Genomic DNA, 23,446 nt, shown 5'->3' with positions numbered 1-23,446 from the left:
GAGCGGACGTCATGACGTATGCCGCAGGCATGGGCTATTGGGATGCGTTTGCTCCGGCGATCGTCCTGCTGCTGATCGCGCTCGCGATCCTCCCGTGGGTCAATCGCAACAACACGTCGGTTCGCGCGATCGCGATCATCGTCTGCCTGTTTCTCGGCTGGCGCTACATGCTGTGGCGGATTTTCGAGACCATTCCCTCCCCAGATAATCCGATCGATTTCCTGACCGGTCTGACGTTCACGGCCGTCGAAGCGATCGCGATGCTCGGCGCCACAGCCTCGCAGATCTTTCTGACGCGCACGCGTAACAGAACCGCCGAAGCCAATGCCAACGTCCAGGTGCTCCTCGCCGAGCCACAGGTGCCGAAGATAGACGTACTGATCTGCACCTATAACGAAGGCGAAGATATTCTCGATCGCACGATCATCGGCACGCTCGGGCTCAACTATCCGAACTTCCGTGTCTGGGTTTGCGATGATGGCCGCCGCGCCTGGCTGAAGGAACTCTGTGAACGTCGCGGCGTCGGCTACATGACCCGCCCCGACAATGCCCATGCGAAAGCCGGTAATATCAATGCGGCCCTGAAGAAGCTCGCGGCCCTCGATGAGAAACCGGATTTCATCTCCATTCTCGACGCCGACTTCATCCCGCTTCCGGATTTTCTGATGCGCGCCGTTTCACTGGCGCTCGAATCCGACGTTGGCGTCGTGCAAACTCCGCAGCATTTCTTCAACCCCGACCCGATCCAAAGCAATCTCGCGCTAACGAAGGTCTGGCCCGACGAACAGCGCTTCTTCTTCGACATCGTCATGGCCTCGAAGGACGCCTGGAACGCCGCCTTCTGCTGCGGAACGTCATCCGTCATTCGCTTCGACGCCCTGCAGAGCATCGGCGGCTTTCCGACCGACTCGGTGACCGAGGATTACCTCGTCTCGCTGCGGCTCAGGGAAAAAGGCTTCCGCACCGTTTACCTGAACGAGATCCTCTCCCTCGGCCTCGCGCCGGAGGGACTTGCCGAATACACAGGCCAGCGCGCGCGCTGGTCTCTCGGTTTCGTGCAGATTTGCAGAGGCCCGAGCGGCCCGCTGAAATTGGGCAACGGCTTGCCGTTCGTCGATCGCATCATGCTCTGCGAGACGTTCCTGCATTGGTCGGCAACGCATCTGTTCCGGGTGCTCGGCGTTCTCGTCCCGGCGCTGTATCTCATTTTTGATATCCAGGCCGTGCACGCCAACGTTATCGACGCCATCTGGTATCTGGCGCCGTTCATCGTCGTCCAATCCGCCATCTATGTCTGGCTGACGGAAGGGCGCGTGCTGCCGCTGATGACCGATCTCTATCAGATGCTTTGCGCGTCCGAGGTTCTGAAGTCCGTTTGGTCCGGATTGCTGCGGCCCAACGGCCAGAAATTCAAGGTGACCGCGAAAGGCGGAGACCGCAGCAAGCAATTCATCCAATGGCCGCTGTTGCGAATATTCGGAGCGCTTCTGTTGCTGACGGCATTCGGCATCGCCAATGCGTTCATTTTCGATCAGAGCCGTCCGCTCGCCGAGTCGAGCGCGATCGCTTTTTTCTGGAGCTGGTACAATATCGTTCTTCTGACTCTGTGCTGCTACGTCTGCGCTGAACAGCAGCAACGCCGCAAGGGGGATCGCTTCGACGTGCGCGTTCCCGTGAGGTTGGGCTTTAACGGCGAAGTGCGCGATTATTTCGCGTCCGATATTTCGGTCAGCGGCATTCATCTCATCGGCGATCTGCCGGTTCCAGTCGGAACACCGGTAAAGATCAGCTTCGCCGACATCGCTCTCGAAGCGCACGTCCGGCGAACGACGCAAACCGGCTTCGGCTTGCAGTTCGAAGCAACGGACAAAGCCAAGATGAGCGTCCTGCGCTACATTTTCTCGTCACCCCGCGCCGTGACGAATGGAAGTATCAAGCCGCACCTCCTGGCGCGTGCGGTCGCCGCACGGGTATTTCGCTAGGCGGCAGCACAACGCTCAGGCACTGATCGACTTCAGCGTCCAGCGCTTGCCGTTCGAGCCAAGCTCGACGATCGAGAGCGGCGCGATGTCGATGCGCCAGAACGAAACCGGCTTCGCCTCGATAGCGACGACAATGGCGGCGCGGATCACGGCGGGATGCGTAACGGCCACGCTCCGGCCTTGCCGCTCCGCCGCCGTCCTCAGCCAGTTCGCAACACGCGCCAGAAGCGCCACGACCGACTCGCCGCAGTGCGGGCTTGCCGCCGTGTCGGAAAGCCAGCGCACCATATCTTCCGGCTCCGTAGCTTCGACGTCGGCGAAGGTCCGCCCCGCCCATCGCCCGAGGTCCATGTCGCGTAGCAACGGCTCGATCTTGGCGTCTACATTGAGCGCCGCCGCAGTCTCGATCGCCCGCCGCGCCGGGCTCGTCCAGGCCGTTAAGAACTGCGGCAAATCGCCGGAAAGTGCGGACGCATCGCGCCGCGCCTTCTCGTCGATGCCTTCATCCAACGGGAAGGCTGCCGCGCGCGTTGCAGCCGTTGGAGCGTGTGAGATGAGCGTCAACCGCTGGACCATGGGCATTGCTTTACATTGACAAAGGCGCAGATCAACCTATGGTCGACCTTCGCACGTCATGGGTAGGAAACCGGTGAAATTCCGGAACGGTCGCGCCACTGTGATCGGAGGATGCCCCCAAAGCTCCAGCCGAAAGTCAGACCCTCTTGTGATGGGCCGCAATGCTTGAACGGGACGCGCAATCCCAAGGAGGCCCCTAAAATGGCATCATATTCTTCCGTCATCCAAGATACAGTTGCAACACCCATTCCGATCCGAGAGATCCTGCCTTGGGCAATCTTCGGCGGATTGTTGTTTCTTCTCGCGATGTATTTCATCGGCGTCGAGGAAGGCGCCATGGCGATCTTTAACGGCATGTACGTGCACGAATTCGTTCACGACGGGCGCCACCTTCTCGGCTTCCCCTGCCACTGATCGCTCGCGGAGATAAAAATCATGGGACAGTTATTGCTTCGCGGCATGTTCGCGGGCCTTTTTGCTGCGCTTCTCGCTTTCGGCTTCGCTAGAGTTATCGGCGAACCGCAAGTCGATCGCGCCATCGCATTTGAAGAATCGCACACTGCGGCTGAACATCAGGCGCATGCCGCCAACGGCGCGGCGGCAGAAGCCGAAGAGCCTGAACTCGTGAGCCGTGAAGTCCAGGCGGGATTTGGCCTGCTCACAGGCATCGCGCTGTTCGGAACCGCATTGGGTGGACTTTTCGCGCTCGCCTTCGCGTTTGCAAGCGGACGGCTGCTGAAGTTTCCGCCGCGCACGACAGCTATCGTGATCGCAGCGATTGGATTTCTAGCGCTCTACGCCGTGCCTTACCTCAAGTACCCGGCCAATCCGCCGGCCGTCGGAGCCGAAGAAACCATCGGCTATCGCACGCAGCTCTACTTCACGATGATGGTGTTTTCCGCGGCGGCGCTTGCTGTTGCCATCACGCTCGGGCGGGCGCTTGCTACCAGCCTTGGCTCATGGAATGCGACTGTCGTCGGAGCGCTGGCCTACATCGTTCTCGTGACGATTGCCGGATACGCGCTGCCGACTATCAACGAGGTCCCGAACGACTTCCCGGCCGATCTCCTTTGGAAATTCCGCATCGCCTCGTTCGCGATCCAGGGAATCCTTTGGGCAACGATCGGGCTAGCGCTCGGCGCCTTGGTCGAACGAAGCAAAACACGAGTGGCATACTAATTGAGATCGCGTTCGGGCCGCCCACAAGGCGGCCCGAAACGTCTGAGACCATCATCACTTTTAAGGCAGTCGAATTGGCACGGCACTCGCCTTGCGTAGGCATTTGTAAACTCGATTCGGCATCCGGCTTCTGCATCGGCTGTGCACGTACCGGCGGTGAAATTGCCGACTGGATGGCGATGGACGAGGACCGGCGCAATGACGTTTGGCGCCAACTGCCAGAGCGCCATTCCAAGCTTGCGATCCACGTCCGTCTTCTGCCCTGGACGCCTGCCGAAATTGCGCTCTGGACCTGCGAGATGATTTCCGAGCGACGCGGCACTTGGGTCACCGGGGTCCCAGGCGCCGTCGCCGAGTTTCCGTGCACGCCCGATCGCCGGATCGGCATCGATACCGGCGATGGATCGATGATCGCGCGTGCCGCCGATGCCGCATTTCGCTTGCGCGTCAATGAAAGACTTCGGGCCTTTGCCTTCACCGATGACGGACCGATCGTCCTCGCCATGCCGAAGGCGCGCGCAAGCATGACGGCCCACGCGACCGTTCAAGAGCTCGGCCCCGATTCCGACGCGATTGCCGCATCCCAGCGAAACGACAAGCTGTTCGACTTCGGCATTGGACGCAAGAACGCGCGCTTCTGCGTGCGCACCGACGACAAAGCGCTCGCCGAAAGCCTGTCCGCTCATACCGGCAAGCACTGGGCCGATCTCATGGACGGCATCGGCATGCAAGTCATCGCGGCAAGCCCACACCGGGTCGTCGAATCGGCAGCCGTACGAATCGAGGTGTACGCGCCAATTCCCGAGCCGGGCCAAAAATCCCCCTTTGGAGCGCATACCCACCTGCTCCCCGAATTCCTCAAGTCGGGCGAAGAGATTCCGGCCAGTTTGGCTCTTCCTCCCTTCGCGATGCCCGCCGCAATTTTCTATCCGACACCCGTAGTGTCCTAAACGCCCGGCTCCGAAACCTCGGTTCTCCCGCTTTGTCCCCAGCCGACGGTTGCTTACACGCGTTCAGTGTTGAGGCGGCCGCGCTGCCGTAGTACGCATTTTACGAAGTCTCATTGAGAACAAAAGAGAGGATCGCATGCGCAGCGCAGGTCTTGGAACTCTGCTCGTTGCAGCCTTCTGCTTGGCCTCATCCGCGGCCAGCGCGCAGGATCAACCGCCGCTGCAGTCGTCCTTTACGGGGCTCATCGCCAAAGACTACGAAATTAAAACTGTCACACTCGTCCCGCTCGAGGTTGCCAAGCGCGCGACCGAGTCGGTGAAGACCGATACCATCATCGTGACGCTGCAAAACAAGCAGTCCGTCGCCGTCTGTTACATCGCTTTCGCCAACTGGGCGTTCATGAACAAGACATCGCTCGACACGCCGACGCTTTGCGAAATTCGCGAGGGAGCCGCAGCCGAACCGCAGAGCACGTCCAATCCGCCGCCGCCCGGAACGACACCGTAAGCGTAGTTAACGAGAAACTCGTCGACTGCCCGAATGAAACAGGCGACTTTGCGTCGAATTTTTCGGAGAAGCCGCCACAGTTTCACCGCCACGCGCCGATCAATTGAGCATCTTGCAAATGCGACGAGACTTTTTGGCTTCTCGCAAAAATTGTGGGACCTCCGATGAAAGCGATAAGTTGGGTTCTCGCGGCTCTCTTCATGACTGTGGCATTCGCCGCAACATCGAGCCTCGGCCATGCCAACAGCGGCACCGCCGACGAGCAGGCCGCATGCACCGGCGACGTCTTGAGCCTGTGCTTCTTTGAAATTCCAAACGAAGACCGGATCGTCGCGTGCCTCAACCGCAAACGCGACCGGCTGAGCCCCGCCTGCCGCGACGTCATCGATCCGCCACCCAAGTCGAAACAGCGCAGCAAGCGCTGAAAGCCGGAGTTGGCAGAGCCGCGGGTGCAGTCGTAAAACGCTTCTCGAGTTCACGCCAATAACGGCTTCGAGGAGCGGCTTTGAAGAAACTCATTGTGACGGCCGACGACTTCGGCCTCTCGCTGCCGGTCAACGAAGCGGTCGAGCTGGCGCATCAGCACGGCATTTTGACCGCCGCGAGCCTGATGATGGGAGCCCCTGCCCGCGACGACGCTATCGAGCGCGCGCGCAAGCTTCCCCATCTCGGCGTCGGACTGCACCTGACGCTCGTCGACAGCTGTCCGGTTCTTCCGCCGACCGAAGTGCCCGGCCTCGTCGGACGCGACGGCCGCTTTTCGACGGACCCCGTCAAATTTGGAACCGCGCTGTTCTTCTCGAAAGATCTCCGCCGCCAGGCCGAAGCCGAGATCACGGCGCAGTTCGACGCCTTTCGCAAGACTGGCCTGACCATGGACCACATCAACGGCCACCAGCATTTTCATATGCATCCGGCGATCTCGAAGATCATCGCCAAGCTCGCGAAGGATTTTGCAAATCCCCCCGTGCGCATTCCGGTCGAACCTTTCTTTCCGTCCTACACGGCGACGTCCGATCGTTTCCGCGACCGCTTCTCAGGCTGGATGTTTTTCTACATGCAATCGCGGCTCTTGCGGCGGCGCGTACGCGCGGCGGGGCTCGGCGTCAACGATCGCGTGTTCGGCCTGAACGACAGCGGGGCGATGACGGAAACGCGCGTTCTGCAGTTTCTCGAAAAACTCCCCAACGGCACGACCGAGTTCTATTTTCATCCCGCGACGCGGCGATGGCCGGGCGTCGACAACTTACCCGATCACTACCGCCCGATGGACGAATTCGCCGCGCTGACGAGCCTCAACGTCAAAGCCAAGGCCAAGGCGCTGGACGTGAAGCTGGCGCCGTTTCGTGAGGCCGTTCGCCGCCCTTGAACCACGGCACTCCGAAGCGCTCGAAACGGCCCTCTTGCCATGCTATGCCGCTTGCCGCCGGACGGCGCGTCACGGCGCAAAACTCGGATTAAAAGCCGTTATGCCGGTCTTCGTTTTTTCCATTTGGCAGTGCGCGGGCGTTGCCCTCGGCCTCGCGGGACTGGCCTATCTTGTCCTCGCCGTGCGGGCCGTTGCGCGCTTCCGCGAGCGCGCCGTTTTCGGGCTCAATCCGCGCCCCGGCGTCTCCGTCCTGAAGCCGGTCTACGGCAACAATCCGCAGCTCTACGAAAGCTTGCGCTCGTTCTGCCTGCAGAATTACCCGCGATATGAGGTCATCTTCGGCGCTCACACGCCCGACGATCCAGCCATCGCGGTCGTCAATCGGTTGATCGCCGAAAATCCCGGCCTCGATCTCCGCCTCGTCGTCGATGAAACGCTGGCCGGACCGAACCGCAAGGCGGCGAACCTCGCCAACATCGCGCGAACGGCGAAGTACGATATTTTCGTCCTCGCCGACAGCGACGTCCGCGTCGATCAGGACTGCGTCGCCTCGATGGCCGCGCCCTTCGACGACAAGACCGTCGGCGCCGTTGCCTCGATCTACAAAGGCTGGCCCGCCCACAACGCGCCATCACGCTTCGGCGCGCTTTATCTCAACGACTGGTTCGTGCCCTCCGTCGCCGTCGATGTCGACCTGCGCGGTATCGACTTCGTCTTCGGAGCCATGAGCGCGGTCCGCCGAGACGCGCTCGACGCAATCGGCGGATTTGACATGCTCGCCGGTTGCCTCGCCGAGGATTTCTCGATGGGCCGCTTCGTCGCGCGCCGCGGCTGGCGTGTCGTGCTCTCGCCGTATGCGTGCGACACGGTCGTCGCGGAATCGAGCTTTGCCGACATGTTCCAGCACGAAGTCCGCTGGCACCGCTCCGAACGCGCCTGCCGTCCGCTCGATCAATTCATGGCTATCGTCACTTGGCCGCTCGTACTGCTGCTCCTCTTGCTGCTGCCGCAACCAAGCATCGTCGGGCTGTCGATCATCGGCGCGCATCTCGCGCTCAGAATCGTTCTCCATTTTCTCGTGCGCCGGAACTTTCGCATCTCGACACCGCCCGAACCGTGGCTCGTGCCGTTGCGCGAATGCGTCTGCTTTTTTGCCTGGGTCGCCGGCATGTTCGGCAACGACATCAAATGGGGCAAGGAAACCTTCAGCATCCGCGCCTATCGCAAACTGATGGCCGCCGAGAATGCATCGCACGCCGCTGCCGCATCCGGCGCCGAAATCTCGAAAGCGGCGCGCAATGCCCAATGATGTTCTGCCACCGCGTGTTGCTCGGTCGGGTCGCGTGAAAACCGGCGTCGCGCTCTTCGCTCTCGCCGGCATCGCACTCGCGATCGCCCTCGTCGTCTACTTCGGAACGGTCGAGGTCGGGGATGCCTTTCTCGCAGCCGGATGGAAGGGGCTTGGCGCGATGACCGGGCTCTATCTCGCATCCGTGACGCTCTGCGCCTTTGCCTGGCAGATCCTCGCCACGACACCGCCCGCAAATGCCGTCGCCGTATTTCATTGGGCGCGTCTGCTGCGCGACAGCGTCGGCAACATCCTCGCGATCATCCCCGGCGCAGGCGAAGCCATCGCCGCCCGCGAATTGACCGTCTCCGGCATGAAATCCGGCGCGGCAATCGCGACGACTGTCATCGACGTCACGATGGAAATCATCAGCCAGCTGTTCTTTACGTTGCTCGGCCTCGGAATTCTGGCCTGGGTGCGGCCGGGTGAACGTCTCGCGTGGTGGGCGCTGGCCGGACTCGCGATAACGGCGGTCGCGGTAGCAGGCTTCGTCGCCGCCCAGCGCAGCGGCCTGTTCCGGTTTCTGCAGTCGCTACCCGACCGGCTCGGATTGACGGCTCCCTGGAGCGCCGACGATCAATCTCAGAATATCCACGCCGCCATCGAAGACATCTACCGCCAACCAAGCCGCCCGATCGCCTCGACGATCCTGCATCTCGCCGCCTGGATCGTCGGCGCGGCGGAAGCGTGGCTGGCGCTGACGTTCATGGGACACCCACTCGGCTTCGGCGAAATCCTGGTGATCGAAAGCCTCGTCTTCGCGCTCCGCACGATCGCGTTCATCGTGCCCTGGGCCGCGGGCGTGCAGGAGGGGGGTTACATCGCCGTCGGCGCGTTGTTCGGCCTGACACCCGAAGTTGCCCTCGGCCTGTCGCTACTCAAACGCGCGCGCGAACTATTGACGGGCGTGCCGGTTCTTCTCGTCTGGCAGGCAATTGAAGCGCGGCGCTTGCTACGATCACCGCGCAACGTCGAAGGAAACTAGCCGCGGATTCGGTGCTCCTGCGCACCTGCCGCTTTGTCGAGCTGCAACGCATCGCGAACAGTCTCGACGATGCCCGCCGCCGATAGTCCGGCCTTCTGCCACATGACGTCCGGCTTGTCCTGATCGACGAAGCAATCGGGCATCACCTTCGCCCGCACTTTAAGACCGTGATCGAGCAGCCCATTGTCGGACAGATACTGCAGCACATGGCTGCCGAACCCGCCGATCGAACCTTCCTCGATGGTGACGAGCACCTCGTGATTCTGCGCCAGTTGCCGGATGAGATCGGTATCGAGCGGCTTCATGAAGCGCGCATCGGCGACCGTCGTCGAAAGGCCGAGCGCGGCAAGCTGATCGGCGGCTTTCATAGCTTCGCCCAGCCGCGTACCGAGCGACAGCAGAGCAACCGTCGTACCCTCGCGCAGAATGCGCCCCTTGCCGATCGGCAGAACCTCGCCGACCTCCGGCATCGCAACGCCGGTGCCTTCGCCGCGCGGATAGCGGAACGCCGACGGGCGATCGTCGATTGAAGCAGCGGTCGCCACCATGTGCTTAAGCTCGGCTTCGTCCGCCGCCGCCATGATGACGAAGTTCGGCAGGCATCCGAGATAGGCAAGATCGAACGACCCGGCATGCGTCGCGCCGTCGGCTCCGACGAAACCGGCGCGGTCGATCGCGAACCGAACCGGCAGGCTCTGGATCGCGACGTCGTGCACCACCTGATCGTAACCGCGCTGCAGGAATGTCGAATAGATCGCGGCGAAAGGCTTCATGCCTTCCGTCGCCAGACCCGCGGCGAACGTCACGGCATGCTGCTCGGCGATGCCGACGTCGAAGGTTCGATCGGGAAATTCGCGGCCGAAAACGTCGAGCCCCGTGCCATCCGGCATCGCCGCCGTGATCGCGACGATCTTCGGATCTTTCTTGGCTTCCTGAATGAGACTATCCGCGAACACCCGCGTATAGGACGGCGCACCAGGCTGCGGTTTTGCCTGCACGCCTGTCACAACATTGAACTTCGCGACGCCGTGATATTTGTCGGGCGAAGCTTCGGCAGGCGCGTAGCCTTTGCCCTTCTTCGTCATGACGTGAACGAGGATTGGCCCCTGCTTGGCGTCGCGCACGTTCTTCAGCACCGGCAGCAATTGCCCGAGGTCATGCCCGTCGATCGGCCCGACATAGTGGAACCCGAGCTCCTCGAACCATGCCCCGCCACCTTGCCACAAATTGCGCGTGTATTCTTCAACGCGCGCCGCGCGCCGTTCCCAGCTCTTCGGCAGACGCTGCGCAAGCTGCTTGGCAAAATCGCGAACTGCAAAATAGGACGCGCTCGACGTCGTGCGCGCGAGATAAGACGAGAGCGCCCCGGTCGGCGGCGCGATCGACATGTCGTTGTCGTTGAGCACGACGATCAGCCGCTCATTGCGCGCGCCCGCATTATTCAGGGCTTCGTACGCCATGCCAGCACTCATCGCACCGTCGCCGATGACACAGACGACGTTCGTATCGCCACCGCTCATGTCGCGTGCGACGGCCATACCGAGACCGGCCGAAATCGATGTCGAGGAATGCGCGGCGCCGAACGGATCGTATTCGCTCTCCGTCCGCTTCGTGAAACCGGAGAGGCCGTTCGGCTGCCGCAATGTTCGAATGCGATCGCGGCGCCCGGTCAGAATTTTATGAGGGTAGGTCTGATGGCTGACGTCCCAGATAAGCCTGTCGCGCGGCGTGTCGAAAAGATAATGCAAGGCGACCGTCAGCTCGACCACGCCAAGCCCGGCCCCGAGATGCCCTCCAGTCACCGACACCGCGTCGATCGTCTCCGTGCGCAGCTCGGCCGCGAGCTGAGGCAAATCGGCTTCCGCCAGCTTCCGTAGATCGTCGGGAGTCTTGACCCTGTCGAGAAGGGGCGTTTTGGATGACCGGCTTACAACTGCATCCATACGACACCCCCAAAAGCTTCAGGCCTTCACCGCACGAATTATGGACCCTTAGAGCGACTCAAAAAAGGAGGATGCCGCCCATTGGGGACTCTGCGGGGAAGTGTTGCAACCGCGCCTCACAATTGGCAAACACCTGTAACAACATGGGCAAAATAAGGCCATTCTGCTCGCTTACGCGATGCGCGGCTTTGAAGACGTCGTTTCTATTGGAAAAAACAATGCAAAGGAGGCGGGCAATGCTCCCGGCGAGAAAGTCTATTTTCAAAAGCATGATTTTGCGCGGTTTCCTGGTCGCGGGATTATGCTTTTCTACCGCCGTGCCCACGTGGGCGGCCGAGGCTCCAGAGGCGATCAACGGCCTGAACGCTCAACTGCTCGCAACGATGAAGCAGGCTCAGGCGTTGGGCGTTCAGGGCCGTTACGATGCCCTTTCTCCGGTTCTCTCGAAAACCTACGATATCGCCTCGATGACGCGCATGGCGGTTGGGCCGAATTGGGAGACATTGCAGCCTGCGCAGAAAGCCGCGTTGACGGATGCCTTCTCACGTATGATGATTGCAACGTACGCAAAGCGTTTCGACGGTTTCTCAGGCGAAACCTTCAAGATTACTGAGGTCACCGATCGGGCAACCGATAAGATGGTCAAGACCCAGATCATCCAGAGCAACGGCAAGCCGGTCCCGCTTAATTATTTGATGCGGAAATCCGGGCCTGAGTGGAGGGTGGTGGATGTCTACCTCGACGGGACAATCAGCGAGCTTGCAAGCCGCCGAGCCGAATTTACATCGATATTAAAGGCCGGTGGGCCGGATGCCTTGATTGCGTCGCTGCGAAAACAGGGCGACAGGCTTTTATCGGGCGGTTGATGACATAAGTCATATCGCTTGGACGTCATGGTTGCAGTTGGTAGCGCCAGCCATGACGTCTCTCTTTCCAACGGCTGATTCCCAACACGCACTCCCTCGATCCGCACCCGCCCTCAACATGCAGCGAACCTCGGCGCGCGCTTTCGCGCGCGGTAATGGGCTAAATCGTATCGCTACAGAATGATGAAATCGTCGATCAGCTGACGGCGGGTCAGCACACCTATCAGCGGACGGACGTCTCGCCATCCGCGCTCGGCGCTCCGACGATCACCACGGTGCGCGGCTTGGCCGGCCTCATCTTCGGCACATCGGTCATCTGACGGCTCTGAAGCATCGTCGGAGACGAAACCAGCATCATGACAGGTTCGATGGCATTCGGATCAGGCGGCGGCGGCGTACTCGTCAGCGCGCTCGTATCCAAAGCTTCCTGAAGCTCGGCTTGCCGTTTCTGGTCGGTGACGCTTCTGAGCATCGAATAGAAATCGACCGAGCTATCTTCGAGAGTCTGCATATCCTCAGCCTTGCTGAGGTTCGTCAGTGGACTTGCGACCGATCCCGCCATGTCGACGCGGCTCGCCAGAGTTGCAAACTTTGTCGGATACAGCGCCGCGGCCGGAATCTGCGCCGCGAACTCGACACCGGTGCCGATGGCATCACGCACGTTCGTCGGCCCGATGATCGGAAGCACGAGGTAGCTGCTCTCGCGATAGCCCCAGACGTACATCGTCTGGCCGAAATCGCCCGACTGCTTGCTCATGCCCTGAGTTGCAGCAACGTCAAACAATCCGCCAAGACCGAGTGTCGTATTGAGCGCAAACCGTCCGAGCGTCGTGACCGCCGCCCCAGGTCGCAGCTGCAGCACGTTATTGGCGAAAACCATCGGCTCGTTGAGGTTCGTCGTGAACGCATCCAGGCGATCACGGACATCTTCCGGCACGTTCTCGTTATAGGCTTTCGCTGCCGGATAGAGGACGGAGTGATTGAAATCCTGATTGCTATCGAAGACCGAGCGATTGAACTTCTCGTTCGGGTCCGCGATCGTCTTCGGAACGACGTCGTCTTTTTCCGCCGACGCCAGATAGGTAGGTGAAGACACGGACGCGCCCGTGCTGGCACAGCCCGACAGCGCTATGCCAACAATTATGCAGCCGACCCAAGTGTGGATGGCGCTTGACGTCACGTCTCGATCTTCCCCCTTGCAGGCCCCCGCCCGTCGGGCAACTTGATTTAACGCAGCTCCGAATCGGAAGCTACCCATAACTGGTGGTACTACCGAGGCATCCACCTGATAAATCAGAAAGTAACGTCGGAATGACGTCCAGTCTGTGGCTTGTTTGCACCCTCGTTGCGATTATCGGTAGCGCATATGCTCTGCTTGCGGCCAGCCTCGTCGCGCGATTTGCGGCCGGTACGAAGGCTGTCCTCCAGACTCCGGAAGACGTCACGCTTCTGAAGCCGCTGCACGGCGCGGAAGCCGCCCTGGATTCGAATCTCGAATCATTTTGCACCCAGGACTACGCTGCCGATATTCAAATGGTCTGCGGCGTTCAAGACCCGCACGACCCGGCGATTCTCTTCGTCAAAAACCTTCGCGCGAATTTTCCCGATCGTGACATCCGCCTTGCCATCGGCTCCAAACCGACCTCAGGTAACCCAAAAATCGCAAATATCATCAACATGATGCCGGAAGCATCGCACGATGTTCTGATTCTCAGCGACAGCGACATGAGCATCCAACCGGACTATGTGGCCAATATTATCGCCACCTTGCAGCAACCCCAGGTTGGCCTCGTCACATGTCTCTATCGCGGACGCGCCGTCGGGGGCGTTTGGTCCCGCCTTGCCGCCGCCGCAGTCGACCAGCACTTCCTGCCGAGCGTCCTGGTTGGGCTGCGCTTCGGCCTCGCAAAACCCTGCTTCGGATCGACCATTGCGCTACGGCGTGAAACGCTGAAACGGATCGGCGGCTTCGAAGCATTCTCGGATGCCCTCGCCGACGATTATGAAATGGGAGACGCCGTGCGTCGGCTTGGCCTCAAGGTCGCGATACCGCCATTCACGCTTGGCCACACATTCGCCGACGCATCGTTTTCGGAAATGATCGCCCACGAGCTTCGCTGGGCACGCACGATTCGCCTTGTTGATCCAATAGGCTACGCCGGTTCTGTCGTGACCCACCCGCTGCCGTTCGCGCTCTTGGCTCTGCCATTGAGTGGCTTCAGTGCAATAGCATTCATGATCCTTTCCGCAACGCTTGCATCGCGCCTTTTTGTTCCGATACAAGTTGAACGATTATCGGGCGGGGGCAAAAGCGCGCTTCTGCTCAGCCCCTTGCGGGATCTTCTGAGTTTCGCAGTGTTCGTCGCGAGTTTCGTGCCCGGCGCCGTCAGCTGGCGGGGCCGCCGCTACAGCGTCGAATCCGATGGTTCCGTTACGCCCCTTTGAAAGGTGCCGACATGCGCACGCTCTTTTTACAGGCTCCCTCTTTCGACGGCTACGACGGCGGTGCCGGCGCGCGCTACCAGATGAAGGGCGAGGTGCGCTCGTTCTGGTATCCGACATGGCTCGCGCAGCCCGCCGCGCTCGTCGAAGGCTCGAAGCTGATCGATGCGCCGCCGCATGACCTGTCCTTCAAGGACATCGAAGGCGACATCCGCGGCAAAGACCTGATCGTGCTGCACACCTCGACACCGTCTTTCCGCCAGGACATCAAGACGGCCGAGATGATCAAGGACATCAACCCGAACGCGAAGATCGGCTTCATCGGCGCCAAGGTCGCGGTCGAGCCGGAGAAGGCGTTCTCCGAAACCTCGGCCATCGATTTCGTGGCCCGCAACGAGTTCGATTTCACGATCAAGGAAATCGCCGACGGCCGCGATTGGGCCAACGTCAAAGGCATCACCTATCGCAACAAGGAAGGCGTCGTCGTCCGCAATGACGATCGCGAAGTCCTGCACAACATGGACCTGCTGCCGTTCGTGACGCCGGTCTACAAACGCGACCTCGACATCAACAAATACTTCGGCGGCTATCTCAAGCACCCGTACATTTCGTTTTATACCGGCCGCGGCTGCAAATCGCGCTGCACGTTCTGCCTGTGGCCTCAGACGGTCGGCGGACACAACTACCGCGTCCGCTCCATCGAGCACGTCATCGAGGAAGTGAAGTACGTCAAGCGCGAGTTCCCGCAGGTCAAAGAGATTTTCTTCGACGACGATACGCTGACCGACAACCTGCCCCGCGTCGAAGCACTGGCCAAGGAATTGGGCAAGCTCAGCGTCGTCTGGTCATGCAACGCCAAGGCCAACGTTCCGCGCGCGACGCTGGAAGTCCTGAAGGACAACGGCCTGCGGCTACTGCTCGTCGGATACGAGTCCGGCAATCAGCAGATCCTGCACAACATCAAGAAAGGCCTGCGCGTCGACGTCGCGAAGCGTTTCTCGAAGGACTGCCGCGAGCTTGGCATCGTTATCCACGGCACGTTCATTCTCGGCCTGCCTGGAGAAACGCGCGAGACGATCCAGGAAACTCTGGCGTTCGCCAAGGAAGTGAACCCGCACACGATCCAGGTGTCGCTCGCCGCGCCCTATCCGGGAACATTCCTCTACAATCAGGCCAAGGAAAATGGCTGGTTCGCGGAGGAAACAGCCCTCCTGACCGATGACGGCCGACAGATCGCGCCGCTCAATTATCCGCACCTCGGACACACCGAAATCTTCGACTCGGTCGAGGACTTCTACAAGAAGTTCTATTTCCGTCCGTCGAAGATTGCTTCGATTGTCGGCGAGATGATCACCTCGCCTGAGATGATGAAACGGCGGCTCCGCGAAGGCGTCGAGTTCTTCCAGTTCCTGCGCCATCGCGAAGAGGCGTAGCTTTCTTTTGCCCACCCTGACGTCACGCCTGCTGAGGCGAGCCTCGTCCAAGCCGCCCATAACGTCATGGCCGCGAAGGCGGCCATCCACGCGACTATGCGCGCTTTGCCGCCGCGCTGTCGTAGACGGCCGCCTCTGCGGCCGTGACGGTGCGTAGGGAGCGGGCTCGACGGGCTACAAAGTCTCGGAAGGCGATTTCTCGGCCCGCGGCGGGCCCATCAGAATGGGCTGGAACAGCACTGCGGCCGCGAGGGTCGTGCACAGCGACAGCGCCAGCAATTCGCCCATGCTCGACGTCCCCGGATGGCTTGAGAAGAACAGGCTTCCGAAAGCCACCGCCGTCGTCATCGCGCTGAACAAGACAGCGCGCGTCAGCGACGACGCAAGCAGGCTCGTCTCTCCGTCTCGCCAGGCCAGCACGTAGTAAATCTTGAACGCGACGCCGACGCCGAGCAGCACGGGCAGTGCGATGATGTTCGCGAAATTGAGCGGCAAACCAAGCAGCACACAGAGCTCGAGCGTCACGACTCCCGCCAGCAATAGCGGAACGAGCGTCATCAGAACGTCGCTCACCCGGCGCAAGGCGATAAACAAAATCAGCGTAATCGAAAAAAGGGCCAGCGCCCCTGCCTGAATGAACGCGGTCACAACGGTCTTCGCCGATTCCTGAATAAGGATCGGAACGCCGGTTGCTTCCGGCGCCACGGCAAGCACCGCAGTCGCAAAACGCCGCAAGTTGGCGTTGTCGTTCCCGTCACCCGTGGGCGCGACTTGAATGCGCGCCCGGCCGTCCTTCGTCGTCCAGTCCGAAACAATATCGACGGGCAGCGCCTCCAACGTAACGGCCTCGGCCCCCAGCGCCGCGCGAATTTGTGAAAGGCGCAGCTTGAAACCGTCCATCAACGCGTGGTCGACGGCAGCGCGTTGCTCAGTCGTTGCGTTCGCGAGCCTGCCGAGCACGTCGGCCATGCGCGCTGCGATCGGCGACGCGCCCGCCTTCTTCGCCGCATCGGCAAAGCCGGACGCTGCGTCCTCGAGCGTCGCCTTCGTTTCCTCGTCAGTCGGCGGATTGTGCTCCTCCGGTGCATCGAGCGACGGCCCGAGCAAGCTGACGGCATCCTGAATGATCGCGAGCTTTTCCTGCTGCTGATCGGGTACGAAACTCGCGAGCGTCACGACGCGAGAAACTTCCGGCAAATGCTCGATTTTTTCAGCGAGCACCTTCGCGTCCGCAAGCGACGGCGTCAGAATGTCGATCGTATTCGGTGCCGTCGCCGGGTCTTTCATCAGATCGTTGAACGTCGCGACGGACTCGACCTTGCCGCTCCGCAGGTTGATTGGATTGAAGTCGAAGGTCAGGCGCTGCAACAACGGCAGGCCGGAGGCGACGGCGATCGCCGTAATCACCAGAATGGCAATCCGGTGCCGCGCCATGAAACGATCGACCGGCGCCAGCATGCGATAGCCGACATCCTCCGGCTCACCGGGCGGATTAAGCAGCACGAGCAATGCCGGCAAAAGCGTAATGCTCGTGAGAAAAGCGATCACCATGCCCGTCCCGGCGATGAGACCAAGCTCCGAGACACCCCGATAAGCCGTCGGTAAAAACGCGTAGAACCCGGCCATCGTCGCGGCCGCGGCCAACGCCAGCGGCTTCCCGGCGTTCCGCCCCGCCGCAACCAAAGCCTCGCGAAGGGCTTCGAGATTGTGCCGTTCGTGCCGGTATCGGACTGAAAACTGAATGCCGAAATCGACACCGATTCCGACAAACAGCACTGCGAACGCGACCGAGATCAGGTTCAGCGCACCGACCATTGCAAGTCCCGCTGCGGCCGTCAGCGCTAGTCCGACAAATAGCGAAACGATCACCGCGAAAATGATCCGCCCCGATTTCAACGCCAGCCAAAGGATGACGAAAACCGCCGCGATCGTCAGCATCGTGTTGACGGCGAGGCCTTCGGCAACCGTGCCGAATTCTTCATCCGCCATCGGCACCGAGCCCGTCAGACGCACGCGCACGCCATGCTCCGGCGTGAGATCGAGTTGCCGCGCCGTCTCGCGAATCGTGTCGGACGCTTCCGCGCCGGGCTGCAAATCACCGAAATCGAGAACGGGCTTCACTTCGAGAAAACGGCGCAGGTCAGCGGCAGCAGGCTTCGCATTGCTCAGCAGCTCGTCCCACGAAAAAGCCGACGGCTTCCCGGCGAGCAGATCATCGATTGACCCGGCAAGCACCGTCAGCGGCGTGTCATAATCGGCCCACGTCGCGCGCTCCGCTTCGATGCCTTGCGGTACGAGCGATAACGCTTTCGCCAGCCCGTTGAGCGTCGGATCGGCCGCCATCGTGGCGAGCACAGGCTGCGCCTTGATCAGATTTTCCGTCGTTTGCTTGACCTCGTCGAGTGACAGGTAAAGCAAACCGTTCTTTTCGAAGAATGCTCCGCCCTCACGCCGGCGAACCGCTTCGAACGGCTTTGGCACCATGGCGGAAAGAGCCGAGAAAAGCCGGCGAGCGGAGCCCTCGGCCAGCTCCGGCGTCACGCCATCGATGACGACCTCGATGGTATCGCTATGCTGCGGGAATGCAGCGTCGAATTGCTGTTCGCGCTGCCGCCAGTCGAGATCCGACGAGATGAGCTGACTCGTATCCGTCGTAATCGCAAAATGCGTGCTGATGTATTGGACAGCCCCTGCGGTAAGCGCGATCGCGAGCAGAAGTGTCAGCCACGGCAAACGCAGCGCGGCGGCGACGATTCGCGCAACTGTACGTTCAATCATGCGAACACGGGCCCGCCGTGATCGCTCAGGTATTGAATGTGATGATTGGGCATCCCGTCAGACCCATCAGGATTTTAGTGGACGAAACCGCTGCTTATCAGATGCGCCTTGGCTTCGCACCCTGGCCAACGGTTATGTTGCTTTTTGGACACCAGAGTCGGACCCCTTCACCGCTTAACAGGGGCGTGAGTCCATATTCAAATATTTAGCGCGTAAAGTTGACCTGGAAAAACTGAAGTCTTCAGTGCAGCGCACGATCGTAGTCCGGGAGGGCATGAGCGACCGGGGCTGGAGCAGGTCGCAGTCGCGCATCGGCAGAACGGGGAATTCTGCATGAAAATTATTTTGGCGCAGCCGCGAGGCTTCTGCGCTGGCGTCGTCCGGGCGATCGAAATCGTGGAGCGGGCTCTCACCACGACAGACGCGCCGGTCTACGTGCGCCACGAGATCGTTCACAACCGGCATGTCGTCGACGGCCTGAAGGCCAAAGGCACGACGTTCGTCGAGGATCTGGCCGACATCCCATCCGATGCGGTTGCGATCTTCAGTGCCCACGGCGTTTCGCGTGCCATCGAGAACGAAGCGGCCAAGCGCAATTTGAATGTCATCGACGCGACGTGCCCGCTCGTGACGAAGGTCCACAATCAGGGCCAGCGCTATTCATCCCTCGGACGCACAGTTCTCCTGATCGGACACGCCGGACACGCTGAGGTCGAGGGCACACTCGGCCGAATCACCGGGCCTATCTATCTGGTCGAGACCCGAGAGGACGTCTTTAGCCTCGACATCCCCGACGATACGCCGGTCGCCTACATCACGCAGACGACGCTGAGCGTCGACGACACGCGTCAGACTATCGAGGCCGTCAAAACCCGCTTCAGCGATGTCATCGGCCCCGAAACCCGCGACATCTGCTATGCCACTCAAAACCGCCAGACGGCCGTGCGCGACCTTTGCCGGCACGTTGAAGTGCTGCTCGTCGTCGGGTCTCCCAACAGCTCGAACTCCAACCGGCTTCGGGAAATCGGGGAGGAATGCGGCCTCCCGAGTTATCTCGTCGCAGATGGCCATCAGGTCGATCCGGAATGGCTTGCCGGAAAGCAAACCATCGGCATAACTGCGGGGGCATCTGCGCCGGACATCCTTGTCGATGACGTAATCGAAGCGTTAGCTAAACTTGGGCCGATCGAGATCAAGGCGCTGCAAGGCGTCGAGGAAAAGATAACCTTTCGCCTGCCGCCGGAATTGCTCAAAGCCTCGTGAAACATCGGGGCTACGAGCATCGCTAGAAGGAGCCTTGAGGGGTGGGAATTCCATTAGACCAGGCACTGTCGATCGGTGCCTACGTGCTGAAGCAGCATCTGACCGGCCGCAAGCGGTATCCTCTCGTGCTGATGCTCGAGCCGCTGTTTCGCTGCAACCTCGCGTGCGCGGGTTGCGGCAAGATCGATTACCCCGACAAGATCCTGAACCAGAGGATCTCGGTGGCCGACGCGCTGCACTCGATGGACGAATGCGGCGCCCCCGTCGTCGTCATGGCGGGCGGCGAGCCCCTGCTGCACAAGGAACTTCCCGAGATCGTCGACGGCGCGCTTGCCAAGGGCAAGTTCGTGACCGTCTGCACCAACGCGCTGCTGCTCGAAAAGAAGATCGATCTCTATAAGCCGCACAAGCGCTTCAACTGGTCGATCCATCTCGACGGCGATAAAGAGATGCACGACAAGTCGGTGTGCAAGCAGGGCGTCTACGACCGCGCCGTCGAAGCCATCAAGGTCGCCAAGGACAAGGGCTTCCGCGTCAACATCAACTGCACGCTTTTCAGCGACGCCCAGCCGGAACGCGTCGCGAAATTCCTTGATGACGTAAAGACGCTCGGCATCGGAGGCATCACGATTTCGCCTGGCTACGCTTATGAGCGCGCACCCGATCAGCAGCACTTCCTGAACCGCACCAAGACCAAGCAGATTTTCCGCGACATCCTGAAACGCGGTCGCGGCGGCAAAGCGTGGCCTTTCTTCCAGTCCGCTCTGTTCCTCGATTTCCTCGCCGGCAACCAGACCTATCAGTGCACACCGTGGGGCAACCCGACGCGCACCGTCTTCGGCTGGCAGCGCCCCTGCTATCTCCTCGGCGAAGGCTACGCGAAGACCTTCAAGGAGCTGATGGAAGGCACCGACTGGGACAAGTACGGCACCGGCAATTACGAAAAGTGCGCCGACTGCATGGTCCATTCGGGCTTCGAGGCATCAGCCGTCGTCGATGCCGTCAAGCGTCCGTGGAAGATCGCCGCTGTCACCCTGATGGGCGTCAAGACCGACGGCCCGATGGCGCCCGACATTCCGCTGCACAATCAGCGTCCGGCCGAATTCGTCTTCTCGCGTCACGTCGAGACGAAGCTAGCCGAGATCGACGAAGCCCAGGCCCTGGCCAAGAAGCCGGTGGCAGCGGAGTAATCCCGCCATCGCACGCCGGGCTGCGAACGCGGTCCTCATCAGGTCCGGAAGTTGCGCGGGCTGCGTTCCGAGCGACTTCAGCACCGCCACAATATCCGGTGTTCCGTCAGGCTTCATACCGTTGACTGCGGCAGGCGGTAGACGTTGCACGGAACTATCCGCGACCACGCGTAAAATTGCGAACGGCAATCCGCGCTCCGCCGCGATGCGCGCCACGACGTGGCTTTCCATGTCCACAATATCGGCACCCGTCGTCTGGTAGAGCGCCGCCTTCGCACCGACCTCGCCGACAGCTTTCGACGAACCGAAAACCACTCCATGCCGTGCCTCGGGAATCGCGATGGACAGACGATTAGACCATGTGTCATCCGCAGCGAATTTCTGCGCATCACTCAAGACGGCCGTCCCGACGACGCACGTTCCTGGCTCAAGCCCAGGTCGCAAAGCGCCCGCGATCCCGAAACTGATGAGACCGCGCGCACCACCGGAAAGTGCGCGCTCGAGCAATTCTGTAAGCCGCGTTTCATCGCCACCGCCCGCAACCGCGACTACGCCCGGCGAACGCTCTGCGATGCGCGCCTCCGCTCGAAGGCCGGTCGCAGCGACGACGAAACCCCAAGCTTGCACGGCTCACATCCCGACAAGAACGGATTTGGTATTCGCCGCTTTCAGGTTGCGGTAGCGCGCCAACGCCCACAGCGGAAAGAATTTCGAATAGCCATGATAGCGCAGATAGAACACGCGCGGGAAGCCCGTCGCGGTAAAGCGCTCCTCGCCCCAGAACCCATCGCTGCCCTGCTTGGATGCGAGGTAAGCGACACCGCGCTTGACCGCCGGATGATCGACTTCGCCCGCCGCCATCAATCCCATCAGCGCCCAGGCCGTCTGCGATGCCGTGCTCGGCGCACGCTCATAACCCTTGTAGTCGAGGCTGTAGCTCTCGCCATCCTCGCCCCACCCGCCGTCTGTATTCTGGATCGATAGAAGCCAATCGACGGCCTTGCGCATCGACGGCGCCGAAGGTTCAACGCCCGCAGCATTCAGCGCGCAGAGCACCGACCACGTGCCGTAGACATAGTTCATGCCCCAACGGCCGTACCAGCTTCCGTCTTTCTCCTGCGTGCTGTCGAGATATCGCAAAGCCTTGTCGAGTACGGGACCGGTTTCACGCCGCTCGCCAAGCTGCGCCAGCATCGAAACGCAGCGCGCCGAAACGTCAGCCGTCGGCGGATCGAGCAGCGCTCCGTGATCCGAAAACGGAATCTGGTTGAGGTATTCATACGTGTTGTCGGCATCGAACGCGCCCCAGCCGCCATTCTTGCTCTGCACACCGGCAACCCATTCGCGCCCGCGCGCCATCGACTCGCGATAAGGCTCGCGTTTCGCGGCGTCGCCGCCCGCCGCCCGATCCATCGCCATCACGACGACGGCCGTATCATCGACATCCGGATAATAGGGATTGGCATACTGAAACGCCCAGCCGCCCGGCCGCACACCCGGGCGCGTCGCCGCCCAGTCTCCGACCGTATCGAGAACCTGCAGCGGCTTCAGCCACGCAAGCGCGCGATCGACATTTTGATCACCCTGCGCGCTCCCGGACTCCATCAACGCATGCGCGGCGAGTGCCGTATCCCAAACGGGCGACAGACACGGCTGGCAATAGGCTTCGTCGTCCTTGATGACGAGCAGCTTTTCGATCGATCCCCGCGCCGTCACATAGTCGGGATGATCGTGCGGATATCCCAGCGCATCATAGACAAGCAGCGAATTGACCATCGCCGGAAAAATTCCGCCAAGCCCATCTTCGCCATTCAATCGTTCCGTCACGAACGCCACCGCTTTATCGATGGACGTCTTCCGCAACGACTTCGGGAACGCAGGCTCGAACAATCGCAGCACCCGATCGATGCCGCCGAAAACCTGCGACCACGGAAACTTCTGATGCGGACCCTTGGGCCAGTTGCGGACCTCGTCCGGCGGCGTGACGAACAGCTCGGAAATGCCGACGCCTTTCGGATTCCGCGCCAACGGCTTCAGCGCATTGAGCACCGTCAGCGGAATGAGAACCGTCCGCGCCCAATAGGAAATCTTGTCGATGTGGAACGGAAACCATCGCGGCAGCAGCATGATCTCGACCGGCATCACCGGCACGCCGGACCACGGAATGGCGCCGAACAGCGCCAGAAGATTGCGCGTGAAGACATTGCTATGCGACGCACCGCCTTGCGCCAAGATCCACGCCCGCGCCTTCTGCATATGCGGCGCATCGGGCGAGTCACCAATCATCTTCAGTGCATAGTAAGCCTTGACCGCCGCGCTGATGTTCGACACGCCGTCGCGAAACAGCGGCCACCCGCCATCGTCCGATTGGACGCGCCGCAGATAGCGCGCAATCTTCTCTTCCAGCACCGCGTCGACCGGCTCGGCAAGATAATGCCGCATTAGGACGTATTCGGCCGGGATCGTCGCATCCGCTTCCAGCTCAAACACGAAATGACCGTCCGGACGCTGAAGCGCGAGCAGCGAATTGCGCGCCGACGTGATCGCCGTTTCGAGGTCCTGTCCCGAAACCTCTCCCGTCGCATCCTCTCTGGAGCGAGCAAATGTTGCAGCCGCGTTCGTTGTCATGGAGGC

Annotated in this window: 20 protein-coding genes and 1 riboswitch; of the genes, 14 read left to right on the top strand and 6 right to left on the bottom strand. The window is 61.1% G+C overall.

Features of this window, described 5'->3' with window-relative positions:
• Positions 1-11 precede the first annotated feature (11 nt).
• Positions 12-1,982 carry a glycosyltransferase gene (locus tag WC026_RS06290; RefSeq protein ID WP_372709984.1) on the top strand — a complete coding sequence of 657 codons (1,971 nt, stop codon included), beginning with the start codon at positions 12-14 and terminating at the stop codon, positions 1,980-1,982.
• A gap of 15 nt (positions 1,983-1,997) precedes the next feature.
• On the opposite strand, the gene WC026_RS06285 is transcribed toward WC026_RS06290, so the two are convergent.
• A complete protein-coding gene (locus WC026_RS06285; protein WP_372709983.1) occupies positions 1,998-2,558 on the bottom strand; it encodes a histidine phosphatase family protein in 561 nt (186 codons plus the stop codon).
• Positions 2,559-2,623: 65 nt separating this feature from the next.
• A riboswitch (cobalamin riboswitch) is annotated at positions 2,624-2,700 on the top strand.
• A 59-nt stretch (positions 2,701-2,759) separates the two neighbouring features.
• On the opposite strand from WC026_RS06285, the gene WC026_RS06280 reads away from it, so the two are divergent.
• From WC026_RS06280 to WC026_RS06245, 8 genes are all read left to right on the top strand, one after another.
• Positions 2,760-2,972 (top strand): CbtB domain-containing protein, encoded by a 213-nt coding sequence (locus tag WC026_RS06280; RefSeq protein WP_372709982.1) that lies wholly within the window; start codon positions 2,760-2,762, stop codon positions 2,970-2,972.
• 21 nt (positions 2,973-2,993) lie between these two features.
• Positions 2,994-3,737 (top strand): CbtA family protein, encoded by a 744-nt coding sequence (locus WC026_RS06275; protein ID WP_372709981.1) that lies wholly within the window; start codon positions 2,994-2,996, stop codon positions 3,735-3,737.
• Positions 3,738-3,811: 74 nt separating this feature from the next.
• Positions 3,812-4,687 (top strand): DUF1289 domain-containing protein, encoded by an 876-nt coding sequence (locus WC026_RS06270; protein ID WP_372709980.1) that lies wholly within the window; start codon positions 3,812-3,814, stop codon positions 4,685-4,687.
• Between the two features lie 136 nt (positions 4,688-4,823).
• Entirely contained in the window at positions 4,824-5,195 is a 372-nt protein-coding gene (locus tag WC026_RS06265; RefSeq protein WP_372709979.1) for a hypothetical protein, read from the top strand.
• A gap of 164 nt (positions 5,196-5,359) precedes the next feature.
• Positions 5,360-5,620, top strand: coding sequence for a hypothetical protein (locus WC026_RS06260; RefSeq protein ID WP_372709978.1), 261 nt, complete (start codon positions 5,360-5,362; stop codon positions 5,618-5,620).
• Between the two features lie 80 nt (positions 5,621-5,700).
• Entirely contained in the window at positions 5,701-6,564 is an 864-nt protein-coding gene (gene hpnK, locus WC026_RS06255) for a hopanoid biosynthesis-associated protein HpnK (protein ID WP_372709977.1), read from the top strand.
• Between the two features lie 100 nt (positions 6,565-6,664).
• Positions 6,665-7,873: a bacteriohopanetetrol glucosamine biosynthesis glycosyltransferase HpnI gene (gene hpnI, locus WC026_RS06250; RefSeq protein WP_372709976.1), complete on the top strand. Its 1,209-nt coding sequence runs from the start codon at positions 6,665-6,667 to the stop codon at positions 7,871-7,873.
• Positions 7,863-8,897 carry a lysylphosphatidylglycerol synthase domain-containing protein gene (locus WC026_RS06245; protein WP_372709975.1) on the top strand — a complete coding sequence of 345 codons (1,035 nt, stop codon included), beginning with the start codon at positions 7,863-7,865 and terminating at the stop codon, positions 8,895-8,897. Before hpnI (WC026_RS06250) ends, WC026_RS06245 begins: the two co-directional genes overlap by 11 nt.
• Here WC026_RS06245 and dxs read toward each other — a convergent pair.
• A complete protein-coding gene (gene dxs, locus WC026_RS06240; RefSeq protein ID WP_372709974.1) occupies positions 8,894-10,840 on the bottom strand; it encodes a 1-deoxy-D-xylulose-5-phosphate synthase in 1,947 nt (648 codons plus the stop codon). The genes WC026_RS06245 and dxs overlap by 4 nt on opposite strands.
• A 188-nt stretch (positions 10,841-11,028) precedes the next feature.
• Between dxs and WC026_RS06235 the strand changes: the two genes are divergently transcribed.
• Complete coding sequence (locus WC026_RS06235) at positions 11,029-11,706, top strand: ABC transporter substrate-binding protein (RefSeq protein WP_372709973.1); 678 nt, start codon at positions 11,029-11,031, stop codon at positions 11,704-11,706.
• Positions 11,707-11,929: 223 nt separating this feature from the next.
• On the opposite strand, the gene WC026_RS06230 is transcribed toward WC026_RS06235, so the two are convergent.
• Positions 11,930-12,802, bottom strand: a complete 873-nt coding sequence (locus WC026_RS06230) for a VacJ family lipoprotein (protein WP_372709972.1) — start codon at positions 12,800-12,802, stop codon at positions 11,930-11,932.
• A gap of 215 nt (positions 12,803-13,017) precedes the next feature.
• On the opposite strand from WC026_RS06230, the gene hpnI (WC026_RS06225) reads away from it, so the two are divergent.
• Positions 13,018-14,151, top strand: a complete 1,134-nt coding sequence (gene hpnI / locus WC026_RS06225) for a bacteriohopanetetrol glucosamine biosynthesis glycosyltransferase HpnI (protein WP_372709971.1) — start codon at positions 13,018-13,020, stop codon at positions 14,149-14,151.
• An 11-nt stretch (positions 14,152-14,162) separates the two neighbouring features.
• Positions 14,163-15,581 carry a hopanoid biosynthesis associated radical SAM protein HpnJ gene (gene hpnJ / locus WC026_RS06220; RefSeq protein ID WP_372709970.1) on the top strand — a complete coding sequence of 473 codons (1,419 nt, stop codon included), beginning with the start codon at positions 14,163-14,165 and terminating at the stop codon, positions 15,579-15,581.
• A 174-nt stretch (positions 15,582-15,755) separates the two neighbouring features.
• Here the strand turns inward: hpnJ and WC026_RS06215 are convergent, their stop codons facing one another.
• Complete coding sequence (locus WC026_RS06215; RefSeq protein ID WP_372709969.1) at positions 15,756-18,359, bottom strand: MMPL family transporter; 2,604 nt, start codon at positions 18,357-18,359, stop codon at positions 15,756-15,758.
• 333 nt (positions 18,360-18,692) lie between these two features.
• On the opposite strand from WC026_RS06215, the gene ispH reads away from it, so the two are divergent.
• The gene (gene ispH / locus WC026_RS06210) at positions 18,693-19,622 is read left to right on the top strand and encodes a 4-hydroxy-3-methylbut-2-enyl diphosphate reductase (protein WP_372709968.1); all 930 of its coding nucleotides are present in this window, start codon (positions 18,693-18,695) and stop codon (positions 19,620-19,622) included.
• A 41-nt stretch (positions 19,623-19,663) separates the two neighbouring features.
• Positions 19,664-20,812 (top strand): adenosyl-hopene transferase HpnH, encoded by a 1,149-nt coding sequence (hpnH, locus tag WC026_RS06205; RefSeq protein ID WP_372709967.1) that lies wholly within the window; start codon positions 19,664-19,666, stop codon positions 20,810-20,812.
• On the opposite strand, the gene WC026_RS06200 is transcribed toward hpnH, so the two are convergent.
• On the bottom strand, positions 20,756-21,439 hold the full coding sequence (locus tag WC026_RS06200) for a phosphorylase (RefSeq protein ID WP_372709966.1): 684 nt from the start codon (positions 21,437-21,439) through the stop codon (positions 20,756-20,758). The two genes, hpnH and WC026_RS06200, sit on opposite strands and share 57 nt — an antisense overlap.
• A gap of 3 nt (positions 21,440-21,442) precedes the next feature.
• Positions 21,443-23,440, bottom strand: coding sequence for a squalene--hopene cyclase (shc, locus tag WC026_RS06195; RefSeq protein WP_372709965.1), 1,998 nt, complete (start codon positions 23,438-23,440; stop codon positions 21,443-21,445).
• Positions 23,441-23,446 lie beyond the last annotated feature (6 nt).

Origin of the sequence: Hyphomicrobium sp. (assembly GCF_041674905.1) — a bacterium.
GTDB lineage: Bacteria > Pseudomonadota > Alphaproteobacteria > Rhizobiales > Hyphomicrobiaceae > Hyphomicrobium_B.
This window is presented reverse-complemented; position numbering and strand designations above follow the sequence as displayed.